A 24666-nucleotide genomic window follows, 5' to 3' on the forward strand; every position below is an offset into this window, starting at 1 on the left:
AACCCGTCCGTCCGCCGTTTCACTCCCGCCGCAGCAGCCGGTCCACCACCAGGTCCGACCACAGGCCGGCGCGGAAGTCGCGCGTCAGCGCCTCAGGATCGTAGACGTGCTCGACCCAGTCGAGGAAGCCGAGGCCCTTCGGCTCGCCCTCGGCGAGGTAGCGCTCGAAGAACGCATCGAGGATGCCGGTCTTGGCGAAGCGGAAATGGCCGAACCGGGCCGAGAGCTGGCGCGCCGCCTCGCGCACCGGGCGCCCCTCGTGCAGGATCAGGTAGAGGGCGGCGGCGAGCCCCGCCCGGTCGGCGCCGGACTTGCAGTGCAGCACGGCCGGGTAGGCGAGGCCGGCGAAGAAGTCCTTGGCCGCCAGCAGCGTCGCCTTGTCGGGCGCCTCGCGCGAGCGCAGCACGAACTCGACGAGGGCGAGGCCCTCGCGCTCGCAGGCCTCGCGCTGGAGCTGCCAGGAGCCGTGCTCGCGCCCGCCGCGCAGCGAGATGACCGTGCGCACGCCCTGGCGCCGGAACCAGGCGAGGTCGTGCGGCCCCGGCTGGGCCGAGCGCCAGACCAGGCCGCGGCCGATCCGGTGGCGGTTGAGGTAGGCCAGGCGGAACACGCCGTGATCGACGAGCAGCATGTTGGCCCAGGCGCGCAGGCGCCCGCCCGGGCCGGCGATCGGCTGCTCCCAGCGGGCGATGCGGGCCATGCGGCGGGCGTAGCGGGTCTCGGGCGGGAGAAAGCGGTTGAGCACGAAGGAGCGGGCGCCTGGCGTTAAGGGAACATGCGCGATTCGGGGGAACGGGCAGCGTGCCGCTCTAGCAGCCGCGTGACCCGGCCGCAACGACGCCCCGGCCGATGAGCCGCCCCCCAAGCCTGGCATTGCGCTTGCGACGTCTCCCCCGCATCGTAGGGACGCGATCCGTCGGCTAACAATCGAGGGGGAAGACCGTGAGCACTCAGGTCGTCAGCATTCGCCGGGCCCGGGAACAGGATGCCGGGATGCTGTCGGAGATCTTCGACGCCGCCTGGCGCGAGGCCTATCAGGGCATCATCCCGGGCGTCGCCCTCGACCGGATGCTCGCCCGGCGCGGGCCGCGCTGGTGGCGCTCCACCCTGGGCCGCAACCGGCCGCTGGTGGTGCTGGAGCTGGGCGAGAGCGTCATCGGCTACGTCTCCTACGGCCGCTGCCGCGACCGGGCCCTCAAGGCGGAGGGCGAGATCGACGAGATCTATCTCGCGCCGACCTATCAGGGCCTCGGCTACGGCACCCGGCTGTTCCGGGCGGTGCGCAACGACCTCGCCGACCGGGACGTGCGGCGGGTCGCGGTGTGGTCGCTCGCCGAGAACGACCGGGCGCGGGACTTCTACGAGCGGATGGGCGGGCGCGTCGTCGCCGAGGCCTGCGACCGCATCGCCGGCGCCGACCTGCACAAGGTCGCCTACCTGTTCGGGTGACGCCACGGGCGGGTCCGGCGGCGGCCGGCCCGCGCGAGGTTTTCCCTTGCGGGACCTGCCCTGCCTCCCGGATGATCGCCGCGGGCGCGAAAGCTGCTCAATCGTGCATCATCCGCAGCAACGGGCCCGGGACTGCCGGTTTTCGCGCCCGAACCGACCGCGGCGGAACTTGTCCTCGACTGTCACGGCCACCGTTGCGTCCGGGCGCTTGTGCGGGCGCCCGCGGCCCTCTAAGGACCGCGCCATTCAGGGGCGATCGGCCCTTGCAGGGAGTTTGCTCATGCGCCTCGATGCCATCTCCATCGGCAAGAATCCGCCCGAAGACGTCAACGTCGTCATCGAGGTTCCGGTCGGCGGCGAGCCGATCAAGTACGAGATGGACAAGGATGCCGGGACGCTGATCGTCGACCGGTTCCTCTACACCGCGATGCATTATCCGGGGAACTACGGCTTCATTCCCCACACGCTGTCGGGCGACGGCGACCCGTGCGACGTGCTCGTCGCCAACACCCGGGCGATCGTGCCCGGCGCCGTGATGAGCGTGCGGCCGGTCGGCGTGCTGGTGATGGAGGACAATGCCGGCGAGGACGAGAAGATCATCGCGGTCCCGTCGCGCAACCTCACCAAGCGCTACGACCGGGTCGAGAACTACACCGACCTGCCCGACATCACGATCCACCAGATCCAGCACTTCTTCGAGCACTACAAGGATCTCGAGCCCGGCAAGTGGGTGAAGATCGTGCGCTGGGGCGACAAGGCCGAGGCGCAGCGGCTGATCCTCGAGGGGATCGAGCGGGCCAAGAAGGCGAAGTAGGGACGACGGGCGCGTTGCGCCCGAACCCTCCCCCCTCTGCGGGGGAGGGTGGCCCCTGTGTCAGCAGGGGTCGGGAGAGGGGAGCCACGCTTCCGGACATATCGCGGCCGGGGTGACGGGCGCCCCCTGGATCGGCGTCGTGCCGCCCCTCTCCCGGCCTACTCCGTAGGCCACCCTCCCCAGAGGGGGGAGGGCTCTTGAGAGGGGGGAGGACTCTTGCGCACAACCGGTGCGGGCCGTGCCCCCGGTCGCGGGCGCGGTCAAACCACCACCCGCGTCCCAGCCACCGCAGCCCCCGCCCGCGGCGTCTTCACGGCATCGTTGTAGGGCGCGTTGTAGGCGCGGCGCACGGAGGCCCAGTAGGCTTCGCGCTCGCGGGCCGAGAGGCGGCCGAGCGCGGCGTTGAGCGCGGCCTCGCCGGCGGCTTCCAGCCCGCGCAGCTGGTCCGGGGTGACGTCGTGAACGGTGGTCATGGTGAAGGGGTCCCGAGCCCGGTTGGGTTCGGGCGCCACCATGCCACAAGCGCAGCGGTTCCGCACGCCCGCACTGGCCGCGGCGACGGGGTGCCCTAGGCCTGTCCCCGCTGTTTCGACGCCTCGGCGCCCGCCGCCCTCAGCGCCCGTTGCCCTTGGTGCCGGACAGGAACGGGTTGCGGTCGGCGGCGCGGACCGCGCTCGGCGGCAGGCCGGCGGCGGCGGACGGCGTGTTCGAAGCGGGGAGGGGCGTGCCGGGCTTCGCGCCGCCCTCGTTCCGCTCCTTGCTCCAGCCGTAGCCGGCATTCACCCCGGCATAGAAGCCGGTGAAGTCCTCGGCCGCCGCGGGCGTGGCGGCGAGGATCGCCGCAAGGGCACCGCCCGCGAGGGCGACGCCCAAACGGAAAGGAGCGGTGGCCATGGGCCACCGCTCCGTCCGTATCGTTGCCTGGTCCGTGCAGGGATGCACCGAGGATCAGTCCACGCTGATGCTCTGCGCCTCGCGGCCCTTCATGCCCTCGACCACGCCCATGGTGACCGGCTGGCCCTCGGCGAGGGACTCGAGGCCGGCGCGGGCGAGCGCCGAGCGATGGATGAAGACGTCCTTGCCGCCGTCATTCACCGAGACGAAGCCGAAGCCCTTGGCGGGATCGTACCACTTCACGGTACCGGTCATCTCGGTCGACGGGCCGGAGGCGAAGCGGCCACCGCCGCCACCGCGCTCGGGACGGTCGCCGAAGCCGCCGCCACCGAAACCGCCGGTGCGCGGCGGACGGGGATCGCGACGGACCGGAGCCTCGGCCGTGCTGGTGTCCACGCTGGTGATGTTGGTCACCTGCGGGCCCTTCTGGCCCTGCGCGGTCTGGACGGTCAGGCGAGTGCCCGGCATCAGATCGGCGTGGCCGGCCGCCTCGACGGCACGGATGTGGAGGAAGGCGTCGCCCGAGCCGTCGCCGAGCTCGACGAAGCCGAAGCCCTTCTCCTTGTTGAACCACTTGACCGTCGCGTCACGCTCCGGCCCGGAGGGGGCAGCACCGCCGCGCGAGGCACCGCCGCCGAAGCCACCGCCGCCGCCGCCGAAGCCGCCGCCGCCGTAACCACCGCCGCCGCCACCACCGTAGCCGCCGCCACCGCCACCATAGCCACCGCCACCGTAGCCGCCGCTCTGCGGAGCCTGATCAGGCCACCGCGGCTCGCCGCCACCCTCGTCGAAGCCGCGACGGCGCGGCTCCCTGAAATCACGACCACGTCCCATTAGAAGCTCGCCAAAACGTAAAAACCGCCGACCACCCTTGTACCCCGGTGCGCTCTGTGCCTGACAGCCGACGCCTCGAGATCGTTCCATTCCCGGTTGCGGTGACCAAGATGACCGCCACACTCCTGACGCAACTCAGACCGTACCGCAAGGCGGATCTGCCCAGCGTGGCGATGACAGGGGTTACTTTCTCACGTCGCGACCCGGATTGACAGCCCGATTCGGCATCTTTTCCCCGTGTCCTTCACGCACCAGTGTGGCGTATGAGCACGGTTTCGCCGCAAGCGGGTGCGGGTTTCGCCCAGGACGTGGCTCGCGCTCGGGCCCGGGCCGGACCCGCCGGAGGACCCGGCCGGGGCCGCGGCGCGTTGCCCGCCCGTCGATTCGCTCCGTTCCGTTCACCCTGCCCGAGGTCCCGATGCCGGCCCCCACCTTCCGCCCGTCGCGCCGCCACGCCGATCTCGGCCCGGATTTCTACGACGTCGTCGCGCCGGCCCGCTTTCCCGCCCACATCCTGCGCCACCGCAACCGGCCCTGGGCCGAGCGGATCGGCCTCGGCGGCCTGTCCGACGACGAGTGGATCGCGCATTTCGGCCGCTTCGCGCCGCTGCCCGGCAGCTTCCCCGAGCCGCTGGCCCTGCGCTACCACGGCCACCAGTTCCGCAGCTACAACCCGGATCTCGGCGACGGCCGCGGCTTCCTGTTCGCGCAAGCGCACGACCTCGCCGACGGGCGCCTGCTCGACCTCGGCACCAAGGGCAGCGGGCAGACGCCCTGGTCGCGCACCGCCGACGGCCGGCTCACCCTCAAGGGCGGCGTGCGCGAGGTGCTCGCCACCACGATGCTGGAAGCCCTCGGCGTCGAGACCTCGAAGTCGTTCAGCCTGATCGAGACCGGCGAGGCGTTGATGCGCGGCGACGAGCCGTCGCCGACCCGCTCCGCGGTGCTGGTGCGGCTCAGCCATTCCCACATCCGCATCGGCACGTTCCAGCGCTTCCGCGCGCATGGCGACACCGACAACCTGCTCCGTCTCCTCGACCACGCGGTCCGCACCTACCTCCCGGAGACGTGGCGCGACGATCCGGCCGACCGGGCGGCGGCCTTCCTCGCCGAGGTCTGCCGCCGCGTCGCCCGGATGGGGGCGCAGTGGATGGCGGCGGGGTTCGTCCACGGGGTGCTCAACACCGACAACATCAACGTGACCGGCGAGAGCTTCGATTACGGCCCGTGGCGCTTCGCCCCCGTCAACGACCCGGCCTTCACCGCCGCCTATTTCGACGAGTACGGCCTCTACGCCTTCGGGCGCCAGCCGGAGGCCCTGGGCTGGAACCTGGCGCGGCTGGCCGAGTGCCTGCTGCCGCTCTCCGACGAGGCGCGGCTCGGCACCGCCATGGACGCCTACGGCCCGGCCCTGCAGGAGGCCTTCGCGCAGGCGCTGATGCGCCGCCTCGGCCTCGCGGTGCCGGCCGACGAGGGAGCGATGCACGCCCTCGTCGGCGCCTTCTGGGCCTTCCTGCAGACGAGCCGGGCGCCGTTCGAGCAGGCCTTCTTCGACTGGTACGGCGGCCTCGCCAGCGAGGCCCGCGCCGCCCGCAGCCCGGCGGCGGCGCATTACGCCGGCGAGGGCTTCTCCCGCGTGCGCCAGGCGCTGGGCGCCCTCTCGCCCGATCCCGCGGGCCGGCTCGACCACCCGTACTTCGCGAAGGAAGCGCCCTGCACGATGCTGATCGACGAGGTCGAGGCCCTATGGGCGCCGATCGCGGCCGCGGACGACTGGTCGGCCTATCACGCCAAGCTCGCGGCGATCGACGAGATGGCGGAGGCCTACGGCACCCGGCCGGCGCCTCCCCCCGGCGCCGGTGCGGCGCCGGGGGGAGGCGCATCGGCCCCCTGAGGCGCGGCGGCGCGGGGCTCGGGGCCTTCACGCAGCAGGTCGACGCTGCGGAAGAGGTGCCGGCCGAGGGGGTCCATGCGGTAGCCCGTCACCTCGCGGCGCGCCGCCACGAACACCGCCGAGTGGGCGATCGGCACCCACGGCACCTCGCGGGCGAAGATCTCTTGCGCCCGCCGGTAGAGCGCGGCCCGGGCCTCCCGGTCGGAGAGCCGGCGGGCCTGGGTCACCAGGGCGTCGAAGGCCGGGTCGCACCAGCGGGCGACGTTGCTGCCGCCGGTCCGGGCCGGCACGCAGCCGAGCAGGACGCCGAGGAAGTTGTCGGGGTCGCCGTTGTCGGCGGTCCAGCCGAACAGCGCCATCGCCGGCTCGCCGGCCAGCATCCGGGCCCGGTAGGCGCCCCACTCGTCGGTGCGCAGCCGCAGGCGCACGCCGATGCGGGCGAGGTCGGCCTGGATCATGTCGGCGACGCGCCGGCCGTTGGGATTGTAGGCCCGGCTCACCGGCGGGTACCACAGCTCGGCCTCGAAGCCGGAGGGGAAGCCCGCCTCGGCGAGCAGCCTCTGCGCCTCCGGCCGGTCGAGGGGCGGGTAACTGAGCGCCGGGTCGTGCCCCCACAGGTTCGGCGGCAGGGGCGAGCGGGCCGCCGTGCCGCCCGGGCCGTAGACCCCCGTCACGATCGCCTCCTTGTCGATCGCCATCGCGACGGCGCGGCGCACACGCAGGTCGTCGAAGGGCGGCCTCGTCACGTTGAGGGCGAGGTAGCCGATGTTCAGTTCCTCCTCGCGCATCAGCGTCAGGGCCGGATCGGCCTGGATCGCGGCGAGGTCGGCCGGGTTGGGGAACGGCATCAGGTGGCACTCGCCGGCCCGGACCTTGGCGAGCCGCACCGCCGCGTTGGGGGTGATCGAGAACACCAGGCTGTCGATCGGCGGGCGCCCGCCCCAATGCTCCGGAAAGGCGCGGTAGCGCAGGGCGACGTCGGGCTGGAACGTCACGAAGCTGAACGGCCCGGTGCCGATCGGCTCGCGGTCGAGGCGCTCGGGCTCGCCGGCCGCGAGCAGCCCGGCGGCGTATTCCGCCGATTGCACCGCCCCCAGCGCCATGGCGATGTCCGCCAGGAAGGTGGCGTCGGCCTCGCGCAGGCGGATCCGCACCGTGCGGGCGTCGAGCGCCTCGACCGCCTCGATCAGGTCGGGCAGGCCGAGATCGCGGAAATAGGCGTACTGGCCGCCGGAGACGTCGTGGAACGGGTGATCGGCCCGCCATTGCCGCTCGAACGAGAACACCACGTCCTCGGCCGAGAACGGTCGGGTCGGCCGGAACCGGGCGTTGCGGTGGAAGGCGACGCCCTGGCGCAGGGAGAAGGTGTAGTCGCGCCCGTCCGGCGAGACCGTCCAGGATTCGGCGAGGCCCGGGCGGATCGTGGTGGTGCCGGGCTCGAACGCCACCAGCGTGTCGAAGACCGGCCAGGCGGCATCCATCCCGGTGGTCGTGGTGACGAGCTGCGGGTTGAGCGATTCGGGATTGCCCTCGGAGCAGAAGACAAGGGTCTTGGCCGCGGCGGGCGGGCATCCGGCCGCGGCGGCGAGCCAGGCGGCGGCGCACAGGGCCGCGACCTGCGCGGCCCGGCGGCGTGTCGTACGATCCCGCATCGTCGGGCCTCCCTACTGCACCGCCGCGGCCGCCCGCGCCGGGACCGGCGCGGCGAGGCGGGCGGGGAACTCGACCCGCACCACGGTCCCGCGTCCCGGGCCGCTCTCGACCGCGATGCGGCCCTGGAGCTGGCCGGTGACGAGGTTGTAGACGATGTGCATGCCGAGCCCCGAGCTGCCGGCATGGCGGGCGGTGGTGAAGAACGGGTCGAAGATGCGCTCCCGGTCCGCCGCCGCGATGCCGCGGCCGTCGTCGCGCACCTCCAGCCGCACCCACGGCCCGTCCCGGATCGCCGCGACCGCGATCCGGCCGGCCGCCCCGTCCGCGAAGGCGTGCACCACGGCGTTCTTCACCAGGTTGGTGATGACCTGGGCCAGCGCCCCGGGATGGGTGTCGACCTCGAACTCCTCCGGCGCCTCGAGGTCGAGGCGGTGCCCGCCCCGGCGCAGGAGGGGCCCCAGGCTGCGCAGGAGCTCGCCGAGCCACTCGCGCAAGGGGAAGCGGCGGTGCTCGTCGCTGACCCGGTCGACCGCGACCTGCTTGAAGCTGTGGACGAGGTCGGCGGCACGGGCGAGGTTGGCGGTGAGGAGGTGCGAGCCCTCCTGCATCCGGTCGACGAAGTGGGTCAGGCGCGAGCGCGAGAGCTGGCCGGCCTTCGCGACCTCGCCGAAGTCGCGCGCCTCGTCGCGCACCAGGGTCGCGGTGGTGAGCGCGATGCCGAGCGGCGTGTTGATCTCGTGCGCCACCCCGGCGACGAGCTGGCCGAGCGAGGCGAGCTTCTCGGCCTGGATCAGGTCGGACTGGGTCTGGCGCAGCTCGGCGAGCGTCCGGTCGGCCTCCTCCTTGGCCCGGCGCAGGGCCCGCTCGCGCCGGCCGATCTCCTCGACGAACATCGCGGTGGCCCGCGCCATGTCGCCGAGCTCGTCGCGCCGGCGCCCGACCCCGGCCCCGACGCCGCCCGGCCCCATCTCGCGCCGGCCCGGATCGGCGGCGAGCGCCAGCATGCCGCGCTGGAGCAGGCGCAAGGGGCCGGTGATCGAGCGCGCCGCCGCGAGGCCGACGGCCGAGCCGAGCACCAGGCCGGCGCCGGCGCCGACGAGCAGCACCCGCAGCAGGAAGGTGCCGAAGCGGTCGGCGTCGTCGATGAAGACCTCGTTGAGGCTGCGGGCGGTCTCGCCGATCACCGCGGCGAGGCCGTCCATCGCCGCGATGCCCTCGTTCTGGCGCCGCAGGCCCTCGACCGTGGTGCCGAGGCGCTCGCGCCAGCCGTCGATCGCGTCGATCATCTCGCCCTGGATCAGCGGCGAGATCGGCAGCGCGGCGGCGGTCTCCGACAGCCGCCGCCCGTCCTCCAGCATCGCGGCGGCGGCCGGCACGTCGCGCCGGCGCAGGGCCTCGGCGGTGCGCTGGCCGAGCTTGAGCGTCTCGATGGCGATGTTCTGCGTCGCCTGCTCGGTCTCATTGGACTGCACCGCGTAGGAGAGGAGCTGCGTGACCTCGTCGTGCAGGGCGCGCTGGGCCGAGCCGTCGATCTTGATGATGCGGTCGCACCACTCGTCGAGGACGTTGACCGGCGAGGGAAGCGGCGCGGGCTCCGGGGCCGCCCCGCCGACGGCGACCGGGCGCGGCTCCTCGGCCCCGCGCCAGGCCTCGTAGGCGGCGGCGAGGATCAGAACCTCCTGCGCCTCGGCCTCGCGCCGGTCGCCCTTGAGCGCCGCCGCGAGGTCGCGGGCGGCGTTGCGCACCTGCACCATCGGCAGCGCGCGGTCGCCGCCGCGCAGGGCCTCGATCTCGGCCTGGGCCACCAGGGCGTGCAGCGCGTTGACCGCGCCGATCACGTCGCGGACCTGGCGCAGGTTCGCGGCCTTGTCGGTGAGGGAGACGACGAGGTCGGTGTTGGCGGCGCGCTGCCGGTCGCGGGCCTGGTCGGCAAGGCTCACCAGGGCGTCGGCGCGGGAGGCCATGTCGGCGATCAGCCCGTCATTGTCCCGGGTGATCCGCACCAGGGCCTGCATCTGGTCGATCGAATCCTTGAGCGCCGCCCGGGCCGCCTCGATGCGGGCCGCCTGGTCCGGGGTGCGGGCGAAGCGGCGCAGATCGTCGAGGGAGCCGGTGGATTCCGCGGTCAGGCGGGCGAAGCGCTCGGCATGGTCGGTGCGCTCGCCCGGGCGCGCGGCGAGGAACTCGTCGCGCACCGTCGTCGACAGGGCGAGGGTGCGGTAGATCGCGCCGGCCAGCACCGCGCCGTCGCGGGCCTTCTCGGCCTGGGCGAGCAGCAGCCAGCCCGCGAGCGCGATCAGCGCCGCGATGGCGATCGGCAGACCGCCGACGAGGAAGATCTTGTGGCCGACCCGCATCGTGGCCCCGCTCCGCCGCGGGGTGCGACTATGCATCAATTCTCAAGGTCTGCCAGCACCGGCTCCGGCGCGCCTCTCAGCCCGGGACGGGACGGCGGCGGACCAAGCGGCGGACCGGGCGGCGCGGCACGGCGGCGCGAGGGCAGGGCGCCGGCAGGCCCGCCCGGCCGCCCACGGCCCGACCCGCCGGGGGGACCGCCTGGGGAGAGGGCGCCGGAACGCCCGACGGGACGGCCCATCGTCCCGCGGGAGGTCCCGCCGCGGGGGACGGCGCACCGAGGACGGCGCGCAGCGCCTCCAGGTCCCCGGGATCGCCGTCGAGGAGCGCGTCGAGGCGCTCGGCGCTGAAATCCGGCATGGCTGTCTCGTCGCGACGTCGCAGGCCGCCGGGTCAGCCCACCGACACCCGGCCGGGGATCCGGACCGGTGCCGCCGGGCGCTGCTCCTCGATCACCCGCACCGGCCGGCGCGGCTCCGCCTCCCCGGGAGCGCCGGGGCGCAGGCAGGGCTCGGGCAGGTAGGGCCAGACCGCCGCCGCGCAGGCGGGGCCGGGCGCGACCGGGGCGGGGACCGCCGCCGGGGCCGCCGCGGGCGCCTCCCCGGCCAGGCGGGGGACCGCCGTCCTCGTCGTCTCGACGATGCCGACCGTCAGCATCGCGCTCACCAGGATCATCCGCGCCACAATCATCGTCGCCTCCTCGCATCCCGTTGTTCCCGGGCTCTCGTGGGGGAGGGGTATAGGCGCGGTGCATGTCCGCAATTTTGCGTCGATCTTCGGATTGCCCCGAATCGAACCTGCCTGTGTTTCGTCGACCGCGATCGACGAAATATTCGAAAGCGCGAATCGCGCCAAAATCGATCGTTCGCCAATAAAAAGCCCCCTCCCGATGACGGGAGGGGGCCGAAACATTCACCTGCATGTCGGATTGCGACCGGTCGGACTTCCGCAGAAGCCCGACCGGCGAACGTCATCCGGCGACGATCACTCGGCCGCGGTCTGCTCGGCGGTGAAGTGGCCGCACCAGTCCTGGCCGGCGACCACCGGCCACAGGCCGTGGCCCTGCGGCTCGGGCTGGCTCACCGGCGGGTTGTAGCGGCACAGGCCCTCGTCGCCCTTGGCGGCGGCGCCGTTGAGCTTGTGGTCGTCGAAGTACCGGCAGCTGTTGCAGGCCGCGCCCTGGGTCATCGCCATGGTGGTGTTCCCTTCGCGGGCCGGCGCCCGGCCCCGTCAGTTGTTAATTAGAATAGTTCGAAGCTGCTGGCAAGGGCTGCTGGCAAGGGCTGCCGCGCGGGAAGACGCGGCGGGAGGCCTCGGGACGAGCGGATCCGCGAACGGGAAACGGCGTGCCGTTGCGGGCACGCCGTCGGAGGAGCCGCGGGGGACGAGCCTTCGAGCTAAGCAGATTTCGCCGACGTGGTTACCGGTTCGGCGCCAAAAATCTGCGACACAACAAGAACCCAAGCGGGCGAAGCGTTGGCCTGCCAACGCAAGTCTGCTTAGTCGAGCCCGAAGGTCCGTCCCGGGAAGCCGGCGGCGTCGAAGTAGCGCTGGCCGTCGGCCTCCTGGTAGCGCAGCACCGTGGCGAGGCCGCTCTCGTGCGGGGCCGAGCGCAGGATGCCGGCGCGGGTCTCCGGCACCGTGCCGTGCTTGAGCGCCTCGCCCATCGTCCGCCCGAGGAGCCGGCCCTTGGCGGGGATGTCGAGGTGCAGGAGCGCCGCCAGGGTGCGGCCGACATCGGCGTTGCTGACCGGCGCGGGATCGACGAAGCCGGCTTTGAAGTCGGGGCCGATCGCCGCCATGAAGTTGTGGGTGTCGGCGCGGCTGAAGGTGCCGTGCATGCCCTGGCCCTGCTGCAGCACCGTGTCGGCGACCTCGGCGACGCAGGTCACGGGGATGTCGCAGCCGGTCGTGAACGAGCGGAAGTTGACCACCAGCGCCGGGGTCGGCGTGCGGGCATCGCCCTTCAGGTTGACCGCCGAGAGCGGCAGCGTGCCGGGGACCGGCCCGTAGGCGTCGTCGACGAACAGGCCGCTGGTGTAGTCCTGGGCCGCGAGGGCGTCGACGATCCGGCGCAGGAGCGCGGCGTTGCCGGCGGTGTCGGCCTTCGGCAGGTAGACGAGGTCCGAGCCGCCGTTCACCGCGACCACCACGTCGGGATCGGCGGGATCGCGCCCGAGGAGCGCGCTCGCGGTGCGCGGCCGACTGCCGGGCGGCACGGGGGCACGCGCGCCGAAGGGCTCGAAGACCGGCAGGTCGAGGGCCCGGGCGAGGTCGAGGGCGAGGAAGCCCGGCGGCAGCAGGCCCGCCGGCACGTCGGGCAGGCTCGTCCGCGCCGACGGGCTCGTCGCGCTCTCCTTGGTGATGGTGGAGAAGCCGTGATCGGCCGCCACCACGATGTTGGTGGTCCCGGCGAGACCGAGGGCGTCGAGCGACCGGCGCAAGGCCGCGAGGTTGTCGTCGGCGTTGCGCATCCCGGCCCGCGAGGTCGGCCCGTTGATGCCCGGCACCAGCCGGCCGAGGCTGTCGCCCTCGTTGTGCTGCACCCCGTCCGGGTCGCGCGACCAGTAGACCAGGATGAACGGCCGCTCGCGCTCGCGGAACAGCGGCAGCACCACCTTGGTGGCGACGTCGGCGAAATAGGCCTGCTGCCCGACATTGGCCGCGAGCGTGCCCGGCACGGTCGAGGAGCCGGCCTTGCCGTTCTCCCCGCGCGACGGCGCCGCGACGGGCAGGCCGGCGGCCTCGAGGCGCCGGCGCAGCTCCTGGCTCAGGGGGATGCCGACGTTCGAGCCGGTCTGGTCGTCGACCACGATGGTCGGGTCGCCGGTGCGGTTCGTGTGGTCGAAGTTGAGCACCGGCCCGACCTTGCCGATCGCCGCCGTGGAGTAGCCGGCCCGGGCGGCGGCGCGCAGCACCGTCTCCTCGTTGAGCCAGTCGCCGTCGAAGGCGGCATCCATGTCGCCGAGCACCGCGTCGTGCTCGACGAAGGGCGTCACCGTCCCGTCCTGCGCGGCGATCGGCTTGCCGGTGAAGATCGTGTTCGAGAAGTCGCCGGTATCGCCGAGATGATGGCCGGTCGCCATCGAGGCGCCGTTCGCCGTGGTGAAGGTCGGGAACAGCGAGTGGCTGTTGGCGAAATCCACCCCGGCCCGCCGCAGGGCGGCCATCGCCGGGGTGAGCTCCGGCGACACCATCCGGGACCGCATCCCGTCGGGCACGAACAGGATCACGTTGTGCGGCCGGCCGGCCGCGGGAGCCGCCGATCCGGGAGCCAGGGACCCGGGAGCAGGGGACCCGGAGGCAGGGGACCCGGAGGCAGGAGGCGCGGGCTGGGCCAGGGCTGCCGGGATCGGGGCGGCGAGGCCCGCCGCGAGAAGGCCGACGGCGAGGCCGCCGAATGTCGTGCGCAAGGTGAGGTCCCTCCGGTCGCGGCCGCGGTCCGATTCGCGGCGCCACGATCGAAGCGGAAACCCCGCCGTACCGCCAGCACCCCGGGGATCCCGCCGCCTGCCGATACGGAGGCGGTCCCGACCGGACGCGGCACGTCAATTACCCTACGTTATCTTGTTGATATACGATCATTAGAAACCTTATGGAAACAAAATATGGTGCCATTCCTGCGATTTAAGCTCAAAAAACCTTTGATCTTACATAATTTCGCCGGCTCACAACACCTTCATTGCCAATTGTTTCTATTTTGTCAGCGCACGAATCGATTCTTTTCTGCACATGATCGCTCGATGTAAGTTCTTGATATCAATGTTAGTGTATAAATACAGTTATGTAAGTTCATAGATCAAAATGTGTTGAATCTGCCACAATCCATGATCAAGCAAATCACTCATGGCTGTTAGTACTTGTAGGATATTGATCCGACCGGCCCCTTGAAAGAAGGTCCGGATGCGCCGAACGAAGTCCGGTGCGGTTCGGCCGAACCCATGCGGCGGCCGAATCTTCAGGGGCATAAGAGGGACATGGTCTCGAGGCCGACGAGGTCTTCGGAACAGAGTCGTTCACCCCTTTCGGGTCCGAAATCTTGGAGGTCTCTATGAAGCTCGTGAAGAGCCTTCTGCTCGGGTCGGCCGCCGGCCTGACCGTCGTTGCGGCAGCGCAGGCTGCCGATCTGCCGATCAAGAAGGCTGCCCCCGTCGAATTCGTCCGCGTCTGCTCGACGCACGGTGCCGGCTTCTTCTACATCCCGGGTACCGACACCTGCCTGCGCGTCTCCGGTCGCGCCCGGTTCCAGGCCACCTACCTGCAGGCCTATAGCCGCTCGGGTGACCTGACCGGCTACCAGGGCCTCGGCCGCCTGAACCTCGATGCCCGCACGTCGACCGCCTACGGCACCCTGCGCGCCTTCGTCCGCATGGACCTCTCCTACGGCACCGGTCCGTTCCTGGCGTCGGGCACCGCGCGCCTCGCCGGCACCGGCTTCCCGGCGCTCGGCGTCGACACCTTCGGTCGCGTGACCAACGGCGTGAACCTCGACAAGGCCTTCATCCAGTTCGCCGGCTTCACCGCCGGCCGTGCGGCCTCGTTCTTCGACTTCTACGCTCACGACCTCGAGTTCGTCGGCTCGTCGCTCGGCTCCGACAACGCCTCGACCAACCTGCTCGCCTACACGGCGACCTTCGGTCAGGGCTTCTCGGCGACCCTGTCGATGGAAGACCCGTTGCTGCGCAAGACCCCGATCTACGGCAGCGCCAGCGGCGGCTCGAGCTTCACGGGCTTCCAGGTCTTCACTCCCGGCGCCGGCAACTTCACCCCGGTCATCGGCGCCAACGCCTTCGGCCAGCCGGTCATCGCCGACTACGACGTCATCCAGCGCAACCGCATGCCCGACTTCGTCGGCGCGCTGCGCTACGACGCCGCCTGGGGTTCGGCCCAGCTCTCGGCCGCCGTGCACGAGATCAACGCCGGCAACGCCTCGGGCACCATCCGCAGCATCGCCGGCGTCTCGACCGTCGGCGCCGTCGCTCCCCGTCCGACCACCGAGTACGGCTGGGCGATCCAGGGCGGCCTGAAGCTCAACACCCCGTTCATCGCCCCGGGCGACCTGCTGTACCTGCAGGGCTCCTACGGCGAGGGCGCCACGCGCTTCACCGGCTACAACATGTGGCTCGGCGGCTACACCAACTTCGCGTCGCTCGCCAGCGGCACGACCTTCGGCACCTCGCTCGTCGACGCGGTGGTCGACCCGATCAGCGGCAAGATGGACCTGTCCAAGTCCTGGACGGTCACCGCGGCCTACCTGCACTACTGGACCCCCGAGTGGCGTTCGGCCGTGTTCGGCAGCTACGGCGAGATGTCGTACGGCAAGACCAGCCGCGCCGATCTCGGCATCGTGAACACCCTCGCCGGCTTCTCCACCGGCCCGCTGCCGAGCCCGTTCGCGGCCGGCTTCGGCTTCACGAACCAGCTGCGCGACACCAACCAGATCGTCGCGGGCGCCAGCCTGATCTGGTCGCCGGTGCGTGACCTCGACATCGGCATCGAGGGCAACTACGCCCGCCTCGCCCTGCAGAGCGGCCGCGTCATCGACCAGAACAAGGCTCCGGGCATCACCGCCGCCTCGGTCACGGGTGTCGTGAACGGCCAGCCGGTCGTCGCCGGCGGCGGCGTCCTGCCGACCACCAACGCGACCGACACGTTCCAGATCCGGATGCGCGTCCAGCGCGACTTCTAAGATCTCTGAAATAAAACATCGGGGGTCCCGGCGCGAGCCGGGGCCCTTTTTTTCGTGTCAGCCGCATCACGCCAAGAAAAAAGGCGCACTCGGTGAGTGCGCCTTGCAGGTGCCCTGGGTCTCGAAACTCAGGATGTATTTTTTGTAGCAGCCGTCGAAGATCAGTTCAACTAACAAAATGCCAGATCGGCGACATCGAAAAGAAAATTTGCCGATCGGTGAAGATCTAACGATCCGCCCTCCGACCGCCCGGCGGCGGGCGGTCGCGCCCCGGAGGCGCCGCCGCCCCAGGCCGCCCGCCGCCGCGACGGCCGTCAGGCCCGCTGCTCCTTCAGCCGGCGGACGCACTTGCTGTAGTATTGCGGCCATCGCGGCCCCTGCGCGGCCTTCTCGGATGCGTTGAGGCCGCGCCACTCGGCGCCGCACTTGCGCTGGCGCTCGCGGGCGGCGAGGCCGCGCGCGCTCGGCTCCCGGCGCGGCGCGAGCCCGGGGCCGGATCCGGCCTGGGCGAAGGCGGCGGCGGGAGCGGCGACCACGAAGGCCGCCAGGAAGGCTGCCAGGACCGCGCGGACGAGGGGACGGGTCGGGAGAGGAGAGGTCATCGGGGGTCTCTCGGAATCGGCGCATGGGGTCTGCGCTTCGGGGCCCGCGCCGCGGGATCGCCGCGCGCAGATCCGACCCTGCCACAGACTGACGCTACGGCAAGACGCCGCGCGCGGGCCGTGCCCGGCGCGAAACACCGCTGCAAGACCGCCGATTGAGACAACCTTCACCCTGTACAGGGTGGGCCCGGCCCTGTTTACCTCTTCGGGAAGCCCGATGCGCGACGGACGTGCCCCGTCCCCGCCGTGCGAGAAGGACCAGCCGCATGTCGGCCGTGACGACGCCGCCGATCGACCTCTACTACTGGACGACGCCCAACGGCTGGAAGGCCTCGATCATGCTCGAGGAATGCGGCCTGCCGTACCGGATGATCCCGATCAACATCGGCAAGGGCGCCCAAGGCGCGCCCGAGTTCCTGGCCGTCGCGCCGCACGGCAAGATCCCGGTCATCGTCGACCCCGACGGGCCGGGGGGCGAGCCGGTGACGGTGTTCGAGTCGAACGCGATCCTGCAGTACCTCGCCCGCAAGACCGGCCTGTTCTACCCGGCCGGGGAGCGGGCCCGCATCGCGGTCGACATCTGGCTGTTCTGGCAGGCGGCGAATTTCGGGCCGACCCTCGGCCAGACCCACCATTTCCGCATCTACGCCTCGGAGAGGATCCCCTACGCGGTCGAGCGCTTCACCGCCGCGACGACGAAGCTCTACGCGACGCTCGACGCCCAGCTCGCCCGCTGCGCCCACGTGGCGGGCGACGAGTACACCATCGCCGACATCGCGATCCTGCCCTGGGCCAAGCTCTGGGAGCGCCAGGGCCAGGACATCGCCGCCTTTCCCCACGTCGCCGCCTGGATCGACAGGATGAAGGCCCGGCCGGGCGTGCTGCGCGGCTTCCGGCTCAAGCCGGACCCGGACGAGCCGCCGGGGCCGGCCTCCCGCGCCTGACGCGCGGGGTCGGGCGATCACTCGGCGGGCTTGGCCGCGGGCTTGGCCTTCGCGGGTGCCGGCGCGACCTGCGCGAACTCGTCCGGGGCCTTGGTCCAGGTCTGCGAGCCGCACAGGATCTTCAGCATGCAGCCCGAGATCGCGAGCTCGCTCGCGCTCTCGCGGCTGACCGAGACGTCGTAGATCTTGCCTTCCTCGGCGTTGTAGATCTGGCCCTTGAAGGCGCCGTCCTCGGGCTTCAGGCCATCCATCAGGGTGAGGCCGATCACCGGGCGGGTGCGCTTCTTCGGGTCGGGATTCTTGATGTCGGTGCGCGGCTGGCCCTGGTCGTTCAGCGGCGTCTTCAGCCACACCACCTTGCCGCAGGCATGGGCCGCGCCCGGGCCGCACTTCTCGATCTTGATCTTGGCCCGGCCGTCCTCGGTGAGCCAGGTGCCCGAGGGATCGCCCGCGGGGGCCGCGGCGGCGACGCCGGCCGAGAGCAGGGAGGCGGCGAGGGTCGGGATCAGGATCGAGCGCATGCAGGAAGCTCCTGGCTGTCCGCGTCGGGCGGCCCGGTGCGGGACCGCCGGCGGCGGAAGGCTTGAGGGACGCCGCCGCGGGCGAACCGGGCAGCGTGGCCGAAAGGTCACGTGGGAGTCAGGAAGCCGGATCTTTGGGGCGATTTTTCGGCCGTGTTGCGGCGCAGCCGCAGCGATACCCCGCGGGCGGGCGATCCCGCCGGTCCCCGCTCGTCCTTCCGCGCTTGAGGGGCGCCGGGCCCGCGGCTATAAGCCCGGCGCCGGACGTCCGCTCAAGGACCCGGCGCGCGGGCGCTCGCGCCCGGCTTCCAGCCGGACCTCAGGGTCCGGTGCCGCGCGGCCTCGTAACCGCCCACGCCACCGCTTTTCTTCTGAACGGACGTCCCATGGCCACCGAGCGCACCTTCTCCATCCTGAAGCCCGACGCCACCGCCCGGAACCTCACCGGCGCGGTCAACGCCGTGATCGAGGAGGCGGGCCTGCGCATCGTCGCCCAGCGCCGCATCCGCATGTCCGACGCCCAGGCCAAGAAGTTCTACGAGGTCCACGCCGAGCGTCCGTTCTACGGCGAGCTCGTCGAGTTCATGACCTCGGGCCCGGTCGTGGTCCAGGTGCTCGAGGGCGAGAACGCCGTCGCCAAGTACCGTGAGGTGATGGGCGCCACCAACCCGGCCCAGGCCGCCGAGGGCACCATCCGCCAGAAGTTCGCGAAGTCGGTCGGCGAGAACACCGTCCACGGTTCCGACAGCCTCGAGAACGCCGGCATCGAGATCAAGCAGTTCTTCGACGACAAGGACATCGTCGGCTAAGGTTTTCCCGGACGGGAAACCCCGATAGGGTGAAGGCCCCCGCCGCGAGGCGGGGGCCTTTTTTACGGGCGAGGAGCGAGCGGTGACGGCGCAGCCACGGATCGAGCGGACGACCTCCACCTGCCCGCACGACTGCCCGTCGGTCTGCGCCCTCGAGGTCGAGGTGATCGACGGCGCCACGATCGGCCGGGTGCGCGGCAACCCGCGCCACAGCTACACGGCGGGCGTCGTCTGCGCCAAGGTCGCCCGCTACGCCGAGCGCATCCACCATCCCGACCGGCTGACGCAGCCCCTGATCCGCACCGGGCGGAAAGGTTCGGGCGCGTTCGCGGCCATCGGCTGGGACGAGGCGCTCGACCGCGTCGCGGAGGAATTCCGCAAGGCCGAGGCCGCGCACGGGCCGCAAGCCGTCTGGCCGTACTACTACGCCGGCACGATGGGGCTGGTGATGCGCGACGGCATCAACCGCCTGCGCCACGCCAAGGGCTATTCGGGCCAGTTCTCGACCATCTGCACCACGCTCGCCTGGTCGGGCTACATCGCCGGCACCGGCCGCCTCGCCGGGGTCGACCCGCGCGAGATCGCCGAGAGCGACTGCGTGGTGATCTGGGGCACCAACCCGGTGCACACCCAGGTCAACCTGATGACCCACGTCCAGGCCGCCCGCAAGAACCGCGGGGCCAGGATCGTCGTCGTCGACATCTACGACAACCCGACGATGAAACAGGCCGACCTCGCCCTGCTGCTGCGGCCGGGCACCGACGGGGCGCTCGCCTGCGCGGTGATGCACGTGCTGTTCCGCGACGGCTTCGCCGACCGCGACTACATGGCCCGCTACACCGACTGCCCGGAGGAGCTGGAGGCGCATCTCCAGAGCCGCGATCCCGCCTGGGCCGCCGCCATCACGGGCCTCTCGGTCGAGGAGATCGAGCGGTTCGCCCACCTCGTCGGGAGCACGAAGAACACGTTCTTCCGCCTCGGCTACGGCTTCGCCCGCAGCCGCAACGGCGCCGCCAACATGCATGCGGCGCTCTGCATCCCGGCGGTGACGGGAGCCTGGCAGCACCGGGGCGGCGGCGCCTTCCACTCGAACAGCGGCGTGTTCGGCCTGAACAAGCGGCTGATCGAGGGGCTCGACGCGGTCGACCCCGAGACCCGCATGCTCGACCAGTCGCAGATCGGCCGGGTGCTCACCGGCGACGCGGAGGCCCTGCGCCACGGCCCGCCGGTGACCGCGATGCTGATCCAGAACACCAACCCGGTCTCGGTCGCCCCCGAGCAGGAGCTGGTGAAGCGGGGCTTTGCCCGCGAGGACCTGTTCGTCTGCGTCCACGAGCAGTTCATGACCGAGACCGCCCGGATGGCCGATCTCGTCCTGCCGGCCACGATGTTCCTGGAGCACGACGACCTCTATACCGGCGGCGGCCAGCAGCACATCCAGCTCGGCCTCAAGCGCATCGACCCGCCGCCCCTCTGCCGCTCGAACCACGAGGTGATCGTCGCCTTGGCCGAGCGCCTCGGCGCCGCGCATCCGGGCTTCGCCATGAGCCCGCGCGAGCTGATCGACGCGACGCTGAAGGCCTCGCGCCGCGGCAGCCTCGCCGAGATGGAGGGGGAGGGGTTCCTCGACGTGCAGCCTCCTTACGAGCGCGCCCACTTCCTCGACGGCTTCGCCTATCCCGACCGGCGCTTCCGCTTCCGGCCCGACTGGACGAACGTCCCGGTGGCGAAGGACGGCCCGCGCGGGCCGGCGATGCCGCCGCTGCCCGACCATTGGGAGGCGCCGCTGATGGCGGCCACCGTGGAGCACCCGTTCCGCCTCGCCACCAGCCCGGCGCGCAACTTCCTCAATTCGAGCTTCACCGAGACCCCGACCTCGCTCGCCAAGGAGCGCCACCCGACGGTGATGATCCACCCGGAGGACGCCGCACCGCTCGGGATCGGCGAGGGAGCGTGGGTGCGCCTGTCGAACGAGCGCGGCGCCGTGACCTTGCGGGCGACGCTGTTCTCCGGCCTGCGCCGCGGCGTGCTGATCGCCGAATCGATCTGGCCCAACGACGCCTATCCGGACGGGCGCGGCATCAACACCCTGACGGGCGCCGACGCGCCGGCCCCGTTCGGGGGCGCGGCCTTCCACGACAACCGGGTCGCGATCGCGGCGCTGCCGCAGTAGCGCGTCCCGGTTTTGGTCCCGGTGTGGCCCGCCCGCCCTTGTGCGGGCGGGGAGTTTCGGCGTCCAACGGTCGAGCTTGACGACAAGCAGCCCAACGGACTCCTCCTCCCATGCGTCTCCGCACCTTCCTCGCCGCCGGATTCCTCGCGCTCGGCGTGACCTCGGCCCTCGCCGGCGCCTCCTCGTCGCAGCTCGAGGCCTACCAGCCCGATCCGTCGCTGCGCACCGCGCCCAAGTCGGACCTCGAGGCCCGGGTGCGCCGCGCCTGCACCGTCGTCCAGGCCCGGATGCAGAACACCGCCGAGACCAGCCTCGAGCGCCCCTGCGGCTGCTACGCGAAGGCCACCCTGCGCTCGCTCGACGCCTCCGAGATCGAGGCCTACCGCGCCACCGGCTACTTCAACGATTCGGCCCGCGCCAAGGCGCTCGGCGCCATCGACAGCTGCAAGCTGCAGCGCCCGGTCTGAGGGGAGTGGGGTGCCGTCGGCGTGAGGCCCGCGGCGCTCCTGCCTGCCTTGACGTCATCCTGGGTCCGCGCAGCGGAACCCGGGATCCATAACCGCTGACGTTCCAGGACAAGGCGACCCAAAGTTCCGCTTCATCCGGCAGCGTCAGCGGTTACGGATCCCGGGTTCTCGGCTGCGCCGAGCCCCGGGATGACGCGGAGGAGGCCATTTCCGTCGCGCGAAACGATTCAGCTCCTCACAATCTGGCCCGCGCAGACCGCGGCGTCGACAGCAGCAGGTGCGTCTCCGAGGTGGTCACGCCCGGCATCAGGCGCACCCGCCGCAGCAGATCGTCCAGCTCCGGCAGGCTGCCGGCGGACACCTCCACGACGATGTCCCAGGTGCCGACCGTCGTGTGGACCGAGGTGATCTCGGCGAACCCCTTCAGCGCGTCGATGACGTCGCCGGTGCGGCGCCCCTCCACCGCGATCAGCGTGATCGCCCGCACGGCCGCAGCCTCGGCGTCGGCCCGCAGCACCACCGTGTAGCCGATGATCTCACCGTCGCGCTCGAGCCGGTCGAGCCGCGCCCGCACGGTGGCGCGCGACACTTTCAGGATCGTCGCCAGTTCCGAGACCGGACGCCGGCAATCGTGGCGCAGCAGGGTGATCAGGGACTGATCGAGCGCGTCCATCTCCGGCTTTCCCTCTCCGCGGCCCGACGCCGCCACTCTGCGCGATGATGCCTGCCAGATTGCGCGATCGGGCTGAAAAATCGACCGGTCTCGGGTGTTCAGAGTGACACGACCGGTTGCTACGCTCGCGTCGGTCCCGGCGGGAGCGAGCGAATGGCAGGCGAGTTTCACGAGGGTTGCGTCCTGGTCGGAGCCCCGGTGCAGTCGGGCACCGATCGGCTCGGCTGCGACATGGGGCCGAGCGCCTACCGGGCGGCGGGCCTGGGGCAAGCGATCCGCGATCTCGGGATCGCGGTGGAGGATGCGGGCACCGTCGCCCCGACACCCTTCGCGGTCCGGCCGCACCCGAACCCGGCCGTGCACCACCTCGCCGAGACCGCCGGCTGGACCCTGGCGCTCACCGAGGCCGCGTATCGCCACAGCGAGGCGGCCCGGCCGATCTTCCTCGGCGGCGACCACAGCCTCTCGGCCGGCACGGTGGCGGGCATGAGCCTGCGGGCGCGGGCGGAAGGGCGGCCGCTGTTCCTGCTCTGGCTCGACGCGCATGCCGACCTCCACACCCTCGATACGACGACGAGCGGCAACCTGCACGGCGTGCCGCTCGCCTACCTCACCGGGCGGCCGGGCTTTGCCGGCTACTTCCCGCCGCTCGATGCAGGCCTCGATCCGGCGCGGATCTGCATGATCGGCCTGCGCAGCGTCGATCCGGCGGAGCGGGCGCTCCTGGCCGGCAGCGGCACGCGGGTGCACGACATGCGCGACATCGACGAGACCGGCATCGTCGCCCCCTTGCGCGACTTCCTCGGGGAGGTCGCGGCGGCGGACGGCCTGCTCCATGTCAGCCTCGACGTCGACTTCCTCGATCCCGGCATCGCGCCGGGCGTCGGCACTACCGTGCCGGGCGGGGCCACCTTCCGGGAAGCGCACCTGATCATGGAGCTGCTGCACGATTCCGGGCTGGTGCGCAGCCTCGACCTCGTCGAGCTCAATCCGTTCCTCGACGAGCGCGGCCGCACCGCCCTGCTGATGGCCGACCTCGCCGCCAGCCTGTTCGGCCGGCGCATCCTCGACCGCCCGACCCGGAGCTTCTAGATGCCGGCCCTCAACGTCGTCCCGTTCGTCAGCGTCGACAACATGATGCGCCTCGTCCACGCGGTCGGGATCGAGGCGATGCTGGTGCGGCTGGCCGCCGCCATCGCGGAGGATTTCTCGCGGTGGGACGCCTTCCAGAAAACGCCGCGCATCGCCGCCCACAGCCCGGACGGCGTCATCGAGCTGATGCCGACCAGCGACGGCCATACCTACGGCTTCAAGTACGTCAACGGTCACCCGAAGAACGCCGCCGGCGGGCGCCAGACCGTCACCGCCTTCGGGGTGCTGGCCGATGTCGGCAACGGCTATCCCGTCCTGATCACCGAGATGACGCTGCTGACGGCGCTGCGCACCGCCGCCACCTCGGCGCTGGCCGCGCGGGCCCTGGCGCGGCCGGATGCGCGCACCATGGCGCTGATCGGCAACGGCGCCCAGGCCGAGTTCCAGGCCCTGGCCTTCCGGGCCCTCCTCGGGATCGGCACCTTGCGCCTGCACGACATCGACCCGGCGGCCACGCGAAAGTGCCTGCGCAACCTCGCCGGCCTCGGTTTCGAGCTGACGGCCTGCGCCAGCACCGAGGAGGCGTTACGCGGCGCCGACATCGTGACGACGGTGACGGCGGACAAGCGCAACGCGGTGGTCCTCGGCGGCAACGGGGTCGGGGAGGGGGTGCACGTCAACGCGGTCGGGGGCGACTGCCCGGGCAAGACCGAACTCGCCCCGGAGCTCCTGGCGCGCGCCGCCCTGTTCGTCGAGTACGAGCCGCAGACCCGCATCGAGGGCGAGATCCAGCAGCTCGCCCCCGACCATCCGGTCACCGAGCTGTGGCGGGTGCTGGCCGGCGCGGCGCCCGGGCGGACGAGCGCGCGCCAGATCACGGTGTTCGACTCGGTCGGCTTCGCGATCGAGGACTTTTCCGCGCTCCGCACCGTGCGCGACCTCCTGGCCGAGCATCCCCATTACGAGGACCTCGACCTCCTCGCCGATCCGGACGACCCGCGCGACCTGTTCGGCATGCTGCAGCGGGCGCGGCCGCCGCGCCTGGTCGCGTGAGCGCCCGCCCGGACGGTCTCCGGGACGCCTGACGATATTTCCGATGTCTTCGTCGGCGTGGCATCGGATCTCGGAGCCTGGTTGAGCGATTTTCCGTCGATGAAGCTTGGATGACCAGGGATATCCCATCCTTCCGCCTCATCCTGAGGCGTCAGCCGATCGACGATCGGCCGACCGCGAAGGAGGCCTCCAGCGATCGCGGCGGGTTCCGGAGTCCTCCTTCCAGGTCGCTCCACCTGCGATGACGTGCGATCTCCGATCGCCGACACCTCAGGATGAGGGAGAGGGTCGGATATGCCCTGGTGCTTGCGGCTGCATGAATGAAGATACGATTCACACAGGCTTTTATAGATTGCGTGACCGGAGTTTTATCACGCAAAGCCGAGGGTAGCAGAATCTCTTCGTCGCGGCGGCGTTCCGGAGATCGAACGACTGCGAAGACCGCTCCCCGCAGTCACGCCGTCCTGCGGCGCACCCTGGAGCGGATGCGGGGCGATTATGCACAGGCCTTCCCCAAGGAAATTACCTACGCAGTTTCTCGGGTCCCTACGTAAGGTCCTGTCCCTGATCCGTTTTCCGAAATCGCTTTGGTTAACAGCACCATAACGATCCCGCCCGGCCCATCGACACGTTCTGAAACATCTGGCATCTCAAGTCCGCGGACGGGACGCAGCAAGTATCCCGGAGATGAGGATGACCCCGATGAAGAAGCTCGACGCCAAGACCCTTGCCACCGTCGCCGGCGGCACC

At 71.4% G+C, this 24666-nt stretch carries 22 protein-coding genes; 10 read left to right on the plus strand and 12 right to left on the minus strand.

Annotation, left to right across the window (positions count from 1 at the left end; translation table 11 throughout):
- Positions 1–19: 19 nt before the first annotated feature.
- Positions 20–745 (minus strand): fused DSP-PTPase phosphatase/NAD kinase-like protein, encoded by a 726-nt coding sequence (locus A5481_RS28855; RefSeq protein ID WP_048433841.1) that lies wholly within the window; start codon positions 743–745, stop codon positions 20–22.
- A gap of 197 nt (positions 746–942) precedes the next feature.
- Between A5481_RS28855 and A5481_RS28860 the strand changes: the two genes are divergently transcribed.
- Together A5481_RS28860 and ppa are read left to right on the plus strand one after the other, a co-directional pair.
- Positions 943–1449 carry a GNAT family N-acetyltransferase gene (locus A5481_RS28860; RefSeq protein WP_048433842.1) on the plus strand — a complete coding sequence of 169 codons (507 nt, stop codon included), beginning with the start codon at positions 943–945 and terminating at the stop codon, positions 1447–1449.
- Positions 1450–1729: 280 nt separating this feature from the next.
- Positions 1730–2263: an inorganic diphosphatase gene (gene ppa / locus A5481_RS28865; RefSeq protein ID WP_048428447.1), complete on the plus strand. Its 534-nt coding sequence runs from the start codon at positions 1730–1732 to the stop codon at positions 2261–2263.
- A gap of 260 nt (positions 2264–2523) precedes the next feature.
- On the opposite strand, the gene A5481_RS28870 is transcribed toward ppa, so the two are convergent.
- The 3 genes from A5481_RS28870 to A5481_RS35770 all read right to left on the minus strand — a co-directional run bounded on the left by A5481_RS28870 (position 2524) and on the right by A5481_RS35770 (position 3991).
- Entirely contained in the window at positions 2524–2736 is a 213-nt protein-coding gene (locus tag A5481_RS28870; RefSeq protein ID WP_048433843.1) for a hypothetical protein, read from the minus strand.
- A gap of 139 nt (positions 2737–2875) precedes the next feature.
- Entirely contained in the window at positions 2876–3157 is a 282-nt protein-coding gene (locus A5481_RS35465; RefSeq protein WP_048433844.1) for a hypothetical protein, read from the minus strand.
- A gap of 54 nt (positions 3158–3211) precedes the next feature.
- The gene (locus A5481_RS35770; RefSeq protein WP_048433845.1) at positions 3212–3991 is read right to left on the minus strand and encodes a cold-shock protein; all 780 of its coding nucleotides are present in this window, start codon (positions 3989–3991) and stop codon (positions 3212–3214) included.
- Between the two features lie 418 nt (positions 3992–4409).
- Here A5481_RS35770 and A5481_RS28885 point away from each other — a divergent pair, with 418 nt between their 5' ends.
- Positions 4410–5885 carry a protein adenylyltransferase SelO gene (locus A5481_RS28885; protein ID WP_048433846.1) on the plus strand — a complete coding sequence of 492 codons (1476 nt, stop codon included), beginning with the start codon at positions 4410–4412 and terminating at the stop codon, positions 5883–5885.
- Here the strand turns inward: A5481_RS28885 and A5481_RS28890 are convergent.
- The 5 genes from A5481_RS28890 to A5481_RS28910 form a co-directional block, all read right to left on the minus strand.
- Complete coding sequence (locus tag A5481_RS28890) at positions 5816–7537, minus strand: ABC transporter substrate-binding protein (RefSeq protein WP_082173109.1); 1722 nt, start codon at positions 7535–7537, stop codon at positions 5816–5818. The genes A5481_RS28885 and A5481_RS28890 overlap by 70 nt on opposite strands.
- Before the next feature lie 12 nt (positions 7538–7549).
- Positions 7550–9895 (minus strand): sensor histidine kinase, encoded by a 2346-nt coding sequence (locus A5481_RS28895; protein WP_048433847.1) that lies wholly within the window; start codon positions 9893–9895, stop codon positions 7550–7552.
- A 391-nt stretch (positions 9896–10286) separates the two neighbouring features.
- Complete coding sequence (locus A5481_RS28900) at positions 10287–10583, minus strand: hypothetical protein (RefSeq protein ID WP_048433848.1); 297 nt, start codon at positions 10581–10583, stop codon at positions 10287–10289.
- 294 nt (positions 10584–10877) lie between these two features.
- The gene (locus tag A5481_RS28905; protein ID WP_048433849.1) at positions 10878–11087 is read right to left on the minus strand and encodes a hypothetical protein; all 210 of its coding nucleotides are present in this window, start codon (positions 11085–11087) and stop codon (positions 10878–10880) included.
- 305 nt (positions 11088–11392) lie between these two features.
- On the minus strand, positions 11393–13171 hold the full coding sequence (locus A5481_RS28910) for an alkaline phosphatase family protein (RefSeq protein ID WP_048433870.1): 1779 nt from the start codon (positions 13169–13171) through the stop codon (positions 11393–11395).
- Between the two features lie 773 nt (positions 13172–13944).
- Here A5481_RS28910 and A5481_RS28915 point away from each other — a divergent pair.
- Complete coding sequence (locus A5481_RS28915; protein ID WP_048433850.1) at positions 13945–15582, plus strand: porin; 1638 nt, start codon at positions 13945–13947, stop codon at positions 15580–15582.
- A gap of 314 nt (positions 15583–15896) precedes the next feature.
- Here A5481_RS28915 and A5481_RS28920 read toward each other — a convergent pair whose 3' ends face one another.
- Complete coding sequence (locus A5481_RS28920) at positions 15897–16184, minus strand: hypothetical protein (RefSeq protein ID WP_048433851.1); 288 nt, start codon at positions 16182–16184, stop codon at positions 15897–15899.
- Between the two features lie 266 nt (positions 16185–16450).
- Between A5481_RS28920 and A5481_RS28925 the strand changes: the two genes are divergently transcribed.
- The gene (locus tag A5481_RS28925) at positions 16451–17128 is read left to right on the plus strand and encodes a glutathione S-transferase N-terminal domain-containing protein (protein WP_048433852.1); all 678 of its coding nucleotides are present in this window, start codon (positions 16451–16453) and stop codon (positions 17126–17128) included.
- A gap of 17 nt (positions 17129–17145) precedes the next feature.
- Here the strand turns inward: A5481_RS28925 and A5481_RS28930 are convergent, their stop codons facing one another.
- Positions 17146–17649: a DUF2147 domain-containing protein gene (locus tag A5481_RS28930; protein ID WP_048433853.1), complete on the minus strand. Its 504-nt coding sequence runs from the start codon at positions 17647–17649 to the stop codon at positions 17146–17148.
- Between the two features lie 386 nt (positions 17650–18035).
- On the opposite strand from A5481_RS28930, the gene ndk reads away from it, so the two are divergent.
- From ndk to A5481_RS28945, 3 genes are all read left to right on the plus strand, one after another.
- On the plus strand, positions 18036–18458 hold the full coding sequence (ndk, locus tag A5481_RS28935; protein WP_048429253.1) for a nucleoside-diphosphate kinase: 423 nt from the start codon (positions 18036–18038) through the stop codon (positions 18456–18458).
- Positions 18459–18540: 82 nt separating this feature from the next.
- Complete coding sequence (locus tag A5481_RS28940) at positions 18541–20631, plus strand: molybdopterin-containing oxidoreductase family protein (RefSeq protein WP_048433854.1); 2091 nt, start codon at positions 18541–18543, stop codon at positions 20629–20631.
- Positions 20632–20741: 110 nt separating this feature from the next.
- The gene (locus A5481_RS28945; RefSeq protein ID WP_048433855.1) at positions 20742–21098 is read left to right on the plus strand and encodes a hypothetical protein; all 357 of its coding nucleotides are present in this window, start codon (positions 20742–20744) and stop codon (positions 21096–21098) included.
- Between the two features lie 235 nt (positions 21099–21333).
- Here A5481_RS28945 and A5481_RS28950 read toward each other — a convergent pair whose 3' ends face one another.
- Positions 21334–21771 (minus strand): Lrp/AsnC family transcriptional regulator, encoded by a 438-nt coding sequence (locus A5481_RS28950; RefSeq protein ID WP_048433856.1) that lies wholly within the window; start codon positions 21769–21771, stop codon positions 21334–21336.
- Positions 21772–21924: 153 nt separating this feature from the next.
- On the opposite strand from A5481_RS28950, the gene rocF reads away from it, so the two are divergent.
- Positions 21925–22863 carry an arginase gene (gene rocF, locus A5481_RS28955; protein WP_048433857.1) on the plus strand — a complete coding sequence of 313 codons (939 nt, stop codon included), beginning with the start codon at positions 21925–21927 and terminating at the stop codon, positions 22861–22863.
- Entirely contained in the window at positions 22864–23916 is a 1053-nt protein-coding gene (locus A5481_RS28960; RefSeq protein WP_048433858.1) for an ornithine cyclodeaminase, read from the plus strand.
- Positions 23917–24666: the final 750 nt, after the last annotated feature.

The organism is Methylobacterium platani, from assembly GCF_001653715.1.
GTDB lineage: Bacteria > Pseudomonadota > Alphaproteobacteria > Rhizobiales > Beijerinckiaceae > Methylobacterium > Methylobacterium platani.

Excerpts from the sequence above, each read along its gene's own strand:
- A5481_RS28885 (WP_048433846.1), top strand. The coding sequence starts at position 4,410 with ATGCCGGCCCCCACCTTCCGCCCGTCGCGCCGCCACGCCGATCTCGGC.
- A5481_RS28920 (WP_048433851.1), bottom strand. The coding sequence starts at position 16,184 with ATGACCTCTCCTCTCCCGACCCGTCCCCTCGTCCGCGCGGTCCTGGCA.
- A5481_RS28900 (WP_048433848.1), bottom strand. The coding sequence starts at position 10,583 with ATGATTGTGGCGCGGATGATCCTGGTGAGCGCGATGCTGACGGTCGGC.
- A5481_RS28870 (WP_048433843.1), bottom strand. The coding sequence starts at position 2,736 with ATGACCACCGTTCACGACGTCACCCCGGACCAGCTGCGCGGGCTGGAA.
- A5481_RS28950 (WP_048433856.1), bottom strand. The coding sequence starts at position 21,771 with ATGGACGCGCTCGATCAGTCCCTGATCACCCTGCTGCGCCACGATTGC.
- A5481_RS28905 (WP_048433849.1), bottom strand. The coding sequence starts at position 11,087 with ATGGCGATGACCCAGGGCGCGGCCTGCAACAGCTGCCGGTACTTCGAC.
- A5481_RS28960 (WP_048433858.1), top strand. The coding sequence starts at position 22,864 with ATGCCGGCCCTCAACGTCGTCCCGTTCGTCAGCGTCGACAACATGATG.
- A5481_RS28895 (WP_048433847.1), bottom strand. The coding sequence starts at position 9,895 with ATGCGGGTCGGCCACAAGATCTTCCTCGTCGGCGGTCTGCCGATCGCC.
- A5481_RS28915 (WP_048433850.1), top strand. The coding sequence starts at position 13,945 with ATGAAGCTCGTGAAGAGCCTTCTGCTCGGGTCGGCCGCCGGCCTGACC.
- ppa (WP_048428447.1), top strand. The coding sequence starts at position 1,730 with ATGCGCCTCGATGCCATCTCCATCGGCAAGAATCCGCCCGAAGACGTC.
- A5481_RS28890 (WP_082173109.1), bottom strand. The coding sequence starts at position 7,537 with ATGCGGGATCGTACGACACGCCGCCGGGCCGCGCAGGTCGCGGCCCTG.
- A5481_RS28945 (WP_048433855.1), top strand. The coding sequence starts at position 20,742 with ATGCGTCTCCGCACCTTCCTCGCCGCCGGATTCCTCGCGCTCGGCGTG.
- A5481_RS28930 (WP_048433853.1), bottom strand. The coding sequence starts at position 17,649 with ATGCGCTCGATCCTGATCCCGACCCTCGCCGCCTCCCTGCTCTCGGCC.
- rocF (WP_048433857.1), top strand. The coding sequence starts at position 21,925 with ATGGCAGGCGAGTTTCACGAGGGTTGCGTCCTGGTCGGAGCCCCGGTG.
- A5481_RS35465 (WP_048433844.1), bottom strand. The coding sequence starts at position 3,157 with ATGGCCACCGCTCCTTTCCGTTTGGGCGTCGCCCTCGCGGGCGGTGCC.
- ndk (WP_048429253.1), top strand. The coding sequence starts at position 18,036 with ATGGCCACCGAGCGCACCTTCTCCATCCTGAAGCCCGACGCCACCGCC.
- A5481_RS28925 (WP_048433852.1), top strand. The coding sequence starts at position 16,451 with ATGTCGGCCGTGACGACGCCGCCGATCGACCTCTACTACTGGACGACG.
- A5481_RS35770 (WP_048433845.1), bottom strand. The coding sequence starts at position 3,991 with ATGGGACGTGGTCGTGATTTCAGGGAGCCGCGCCGTCGCGGCTTCGAC.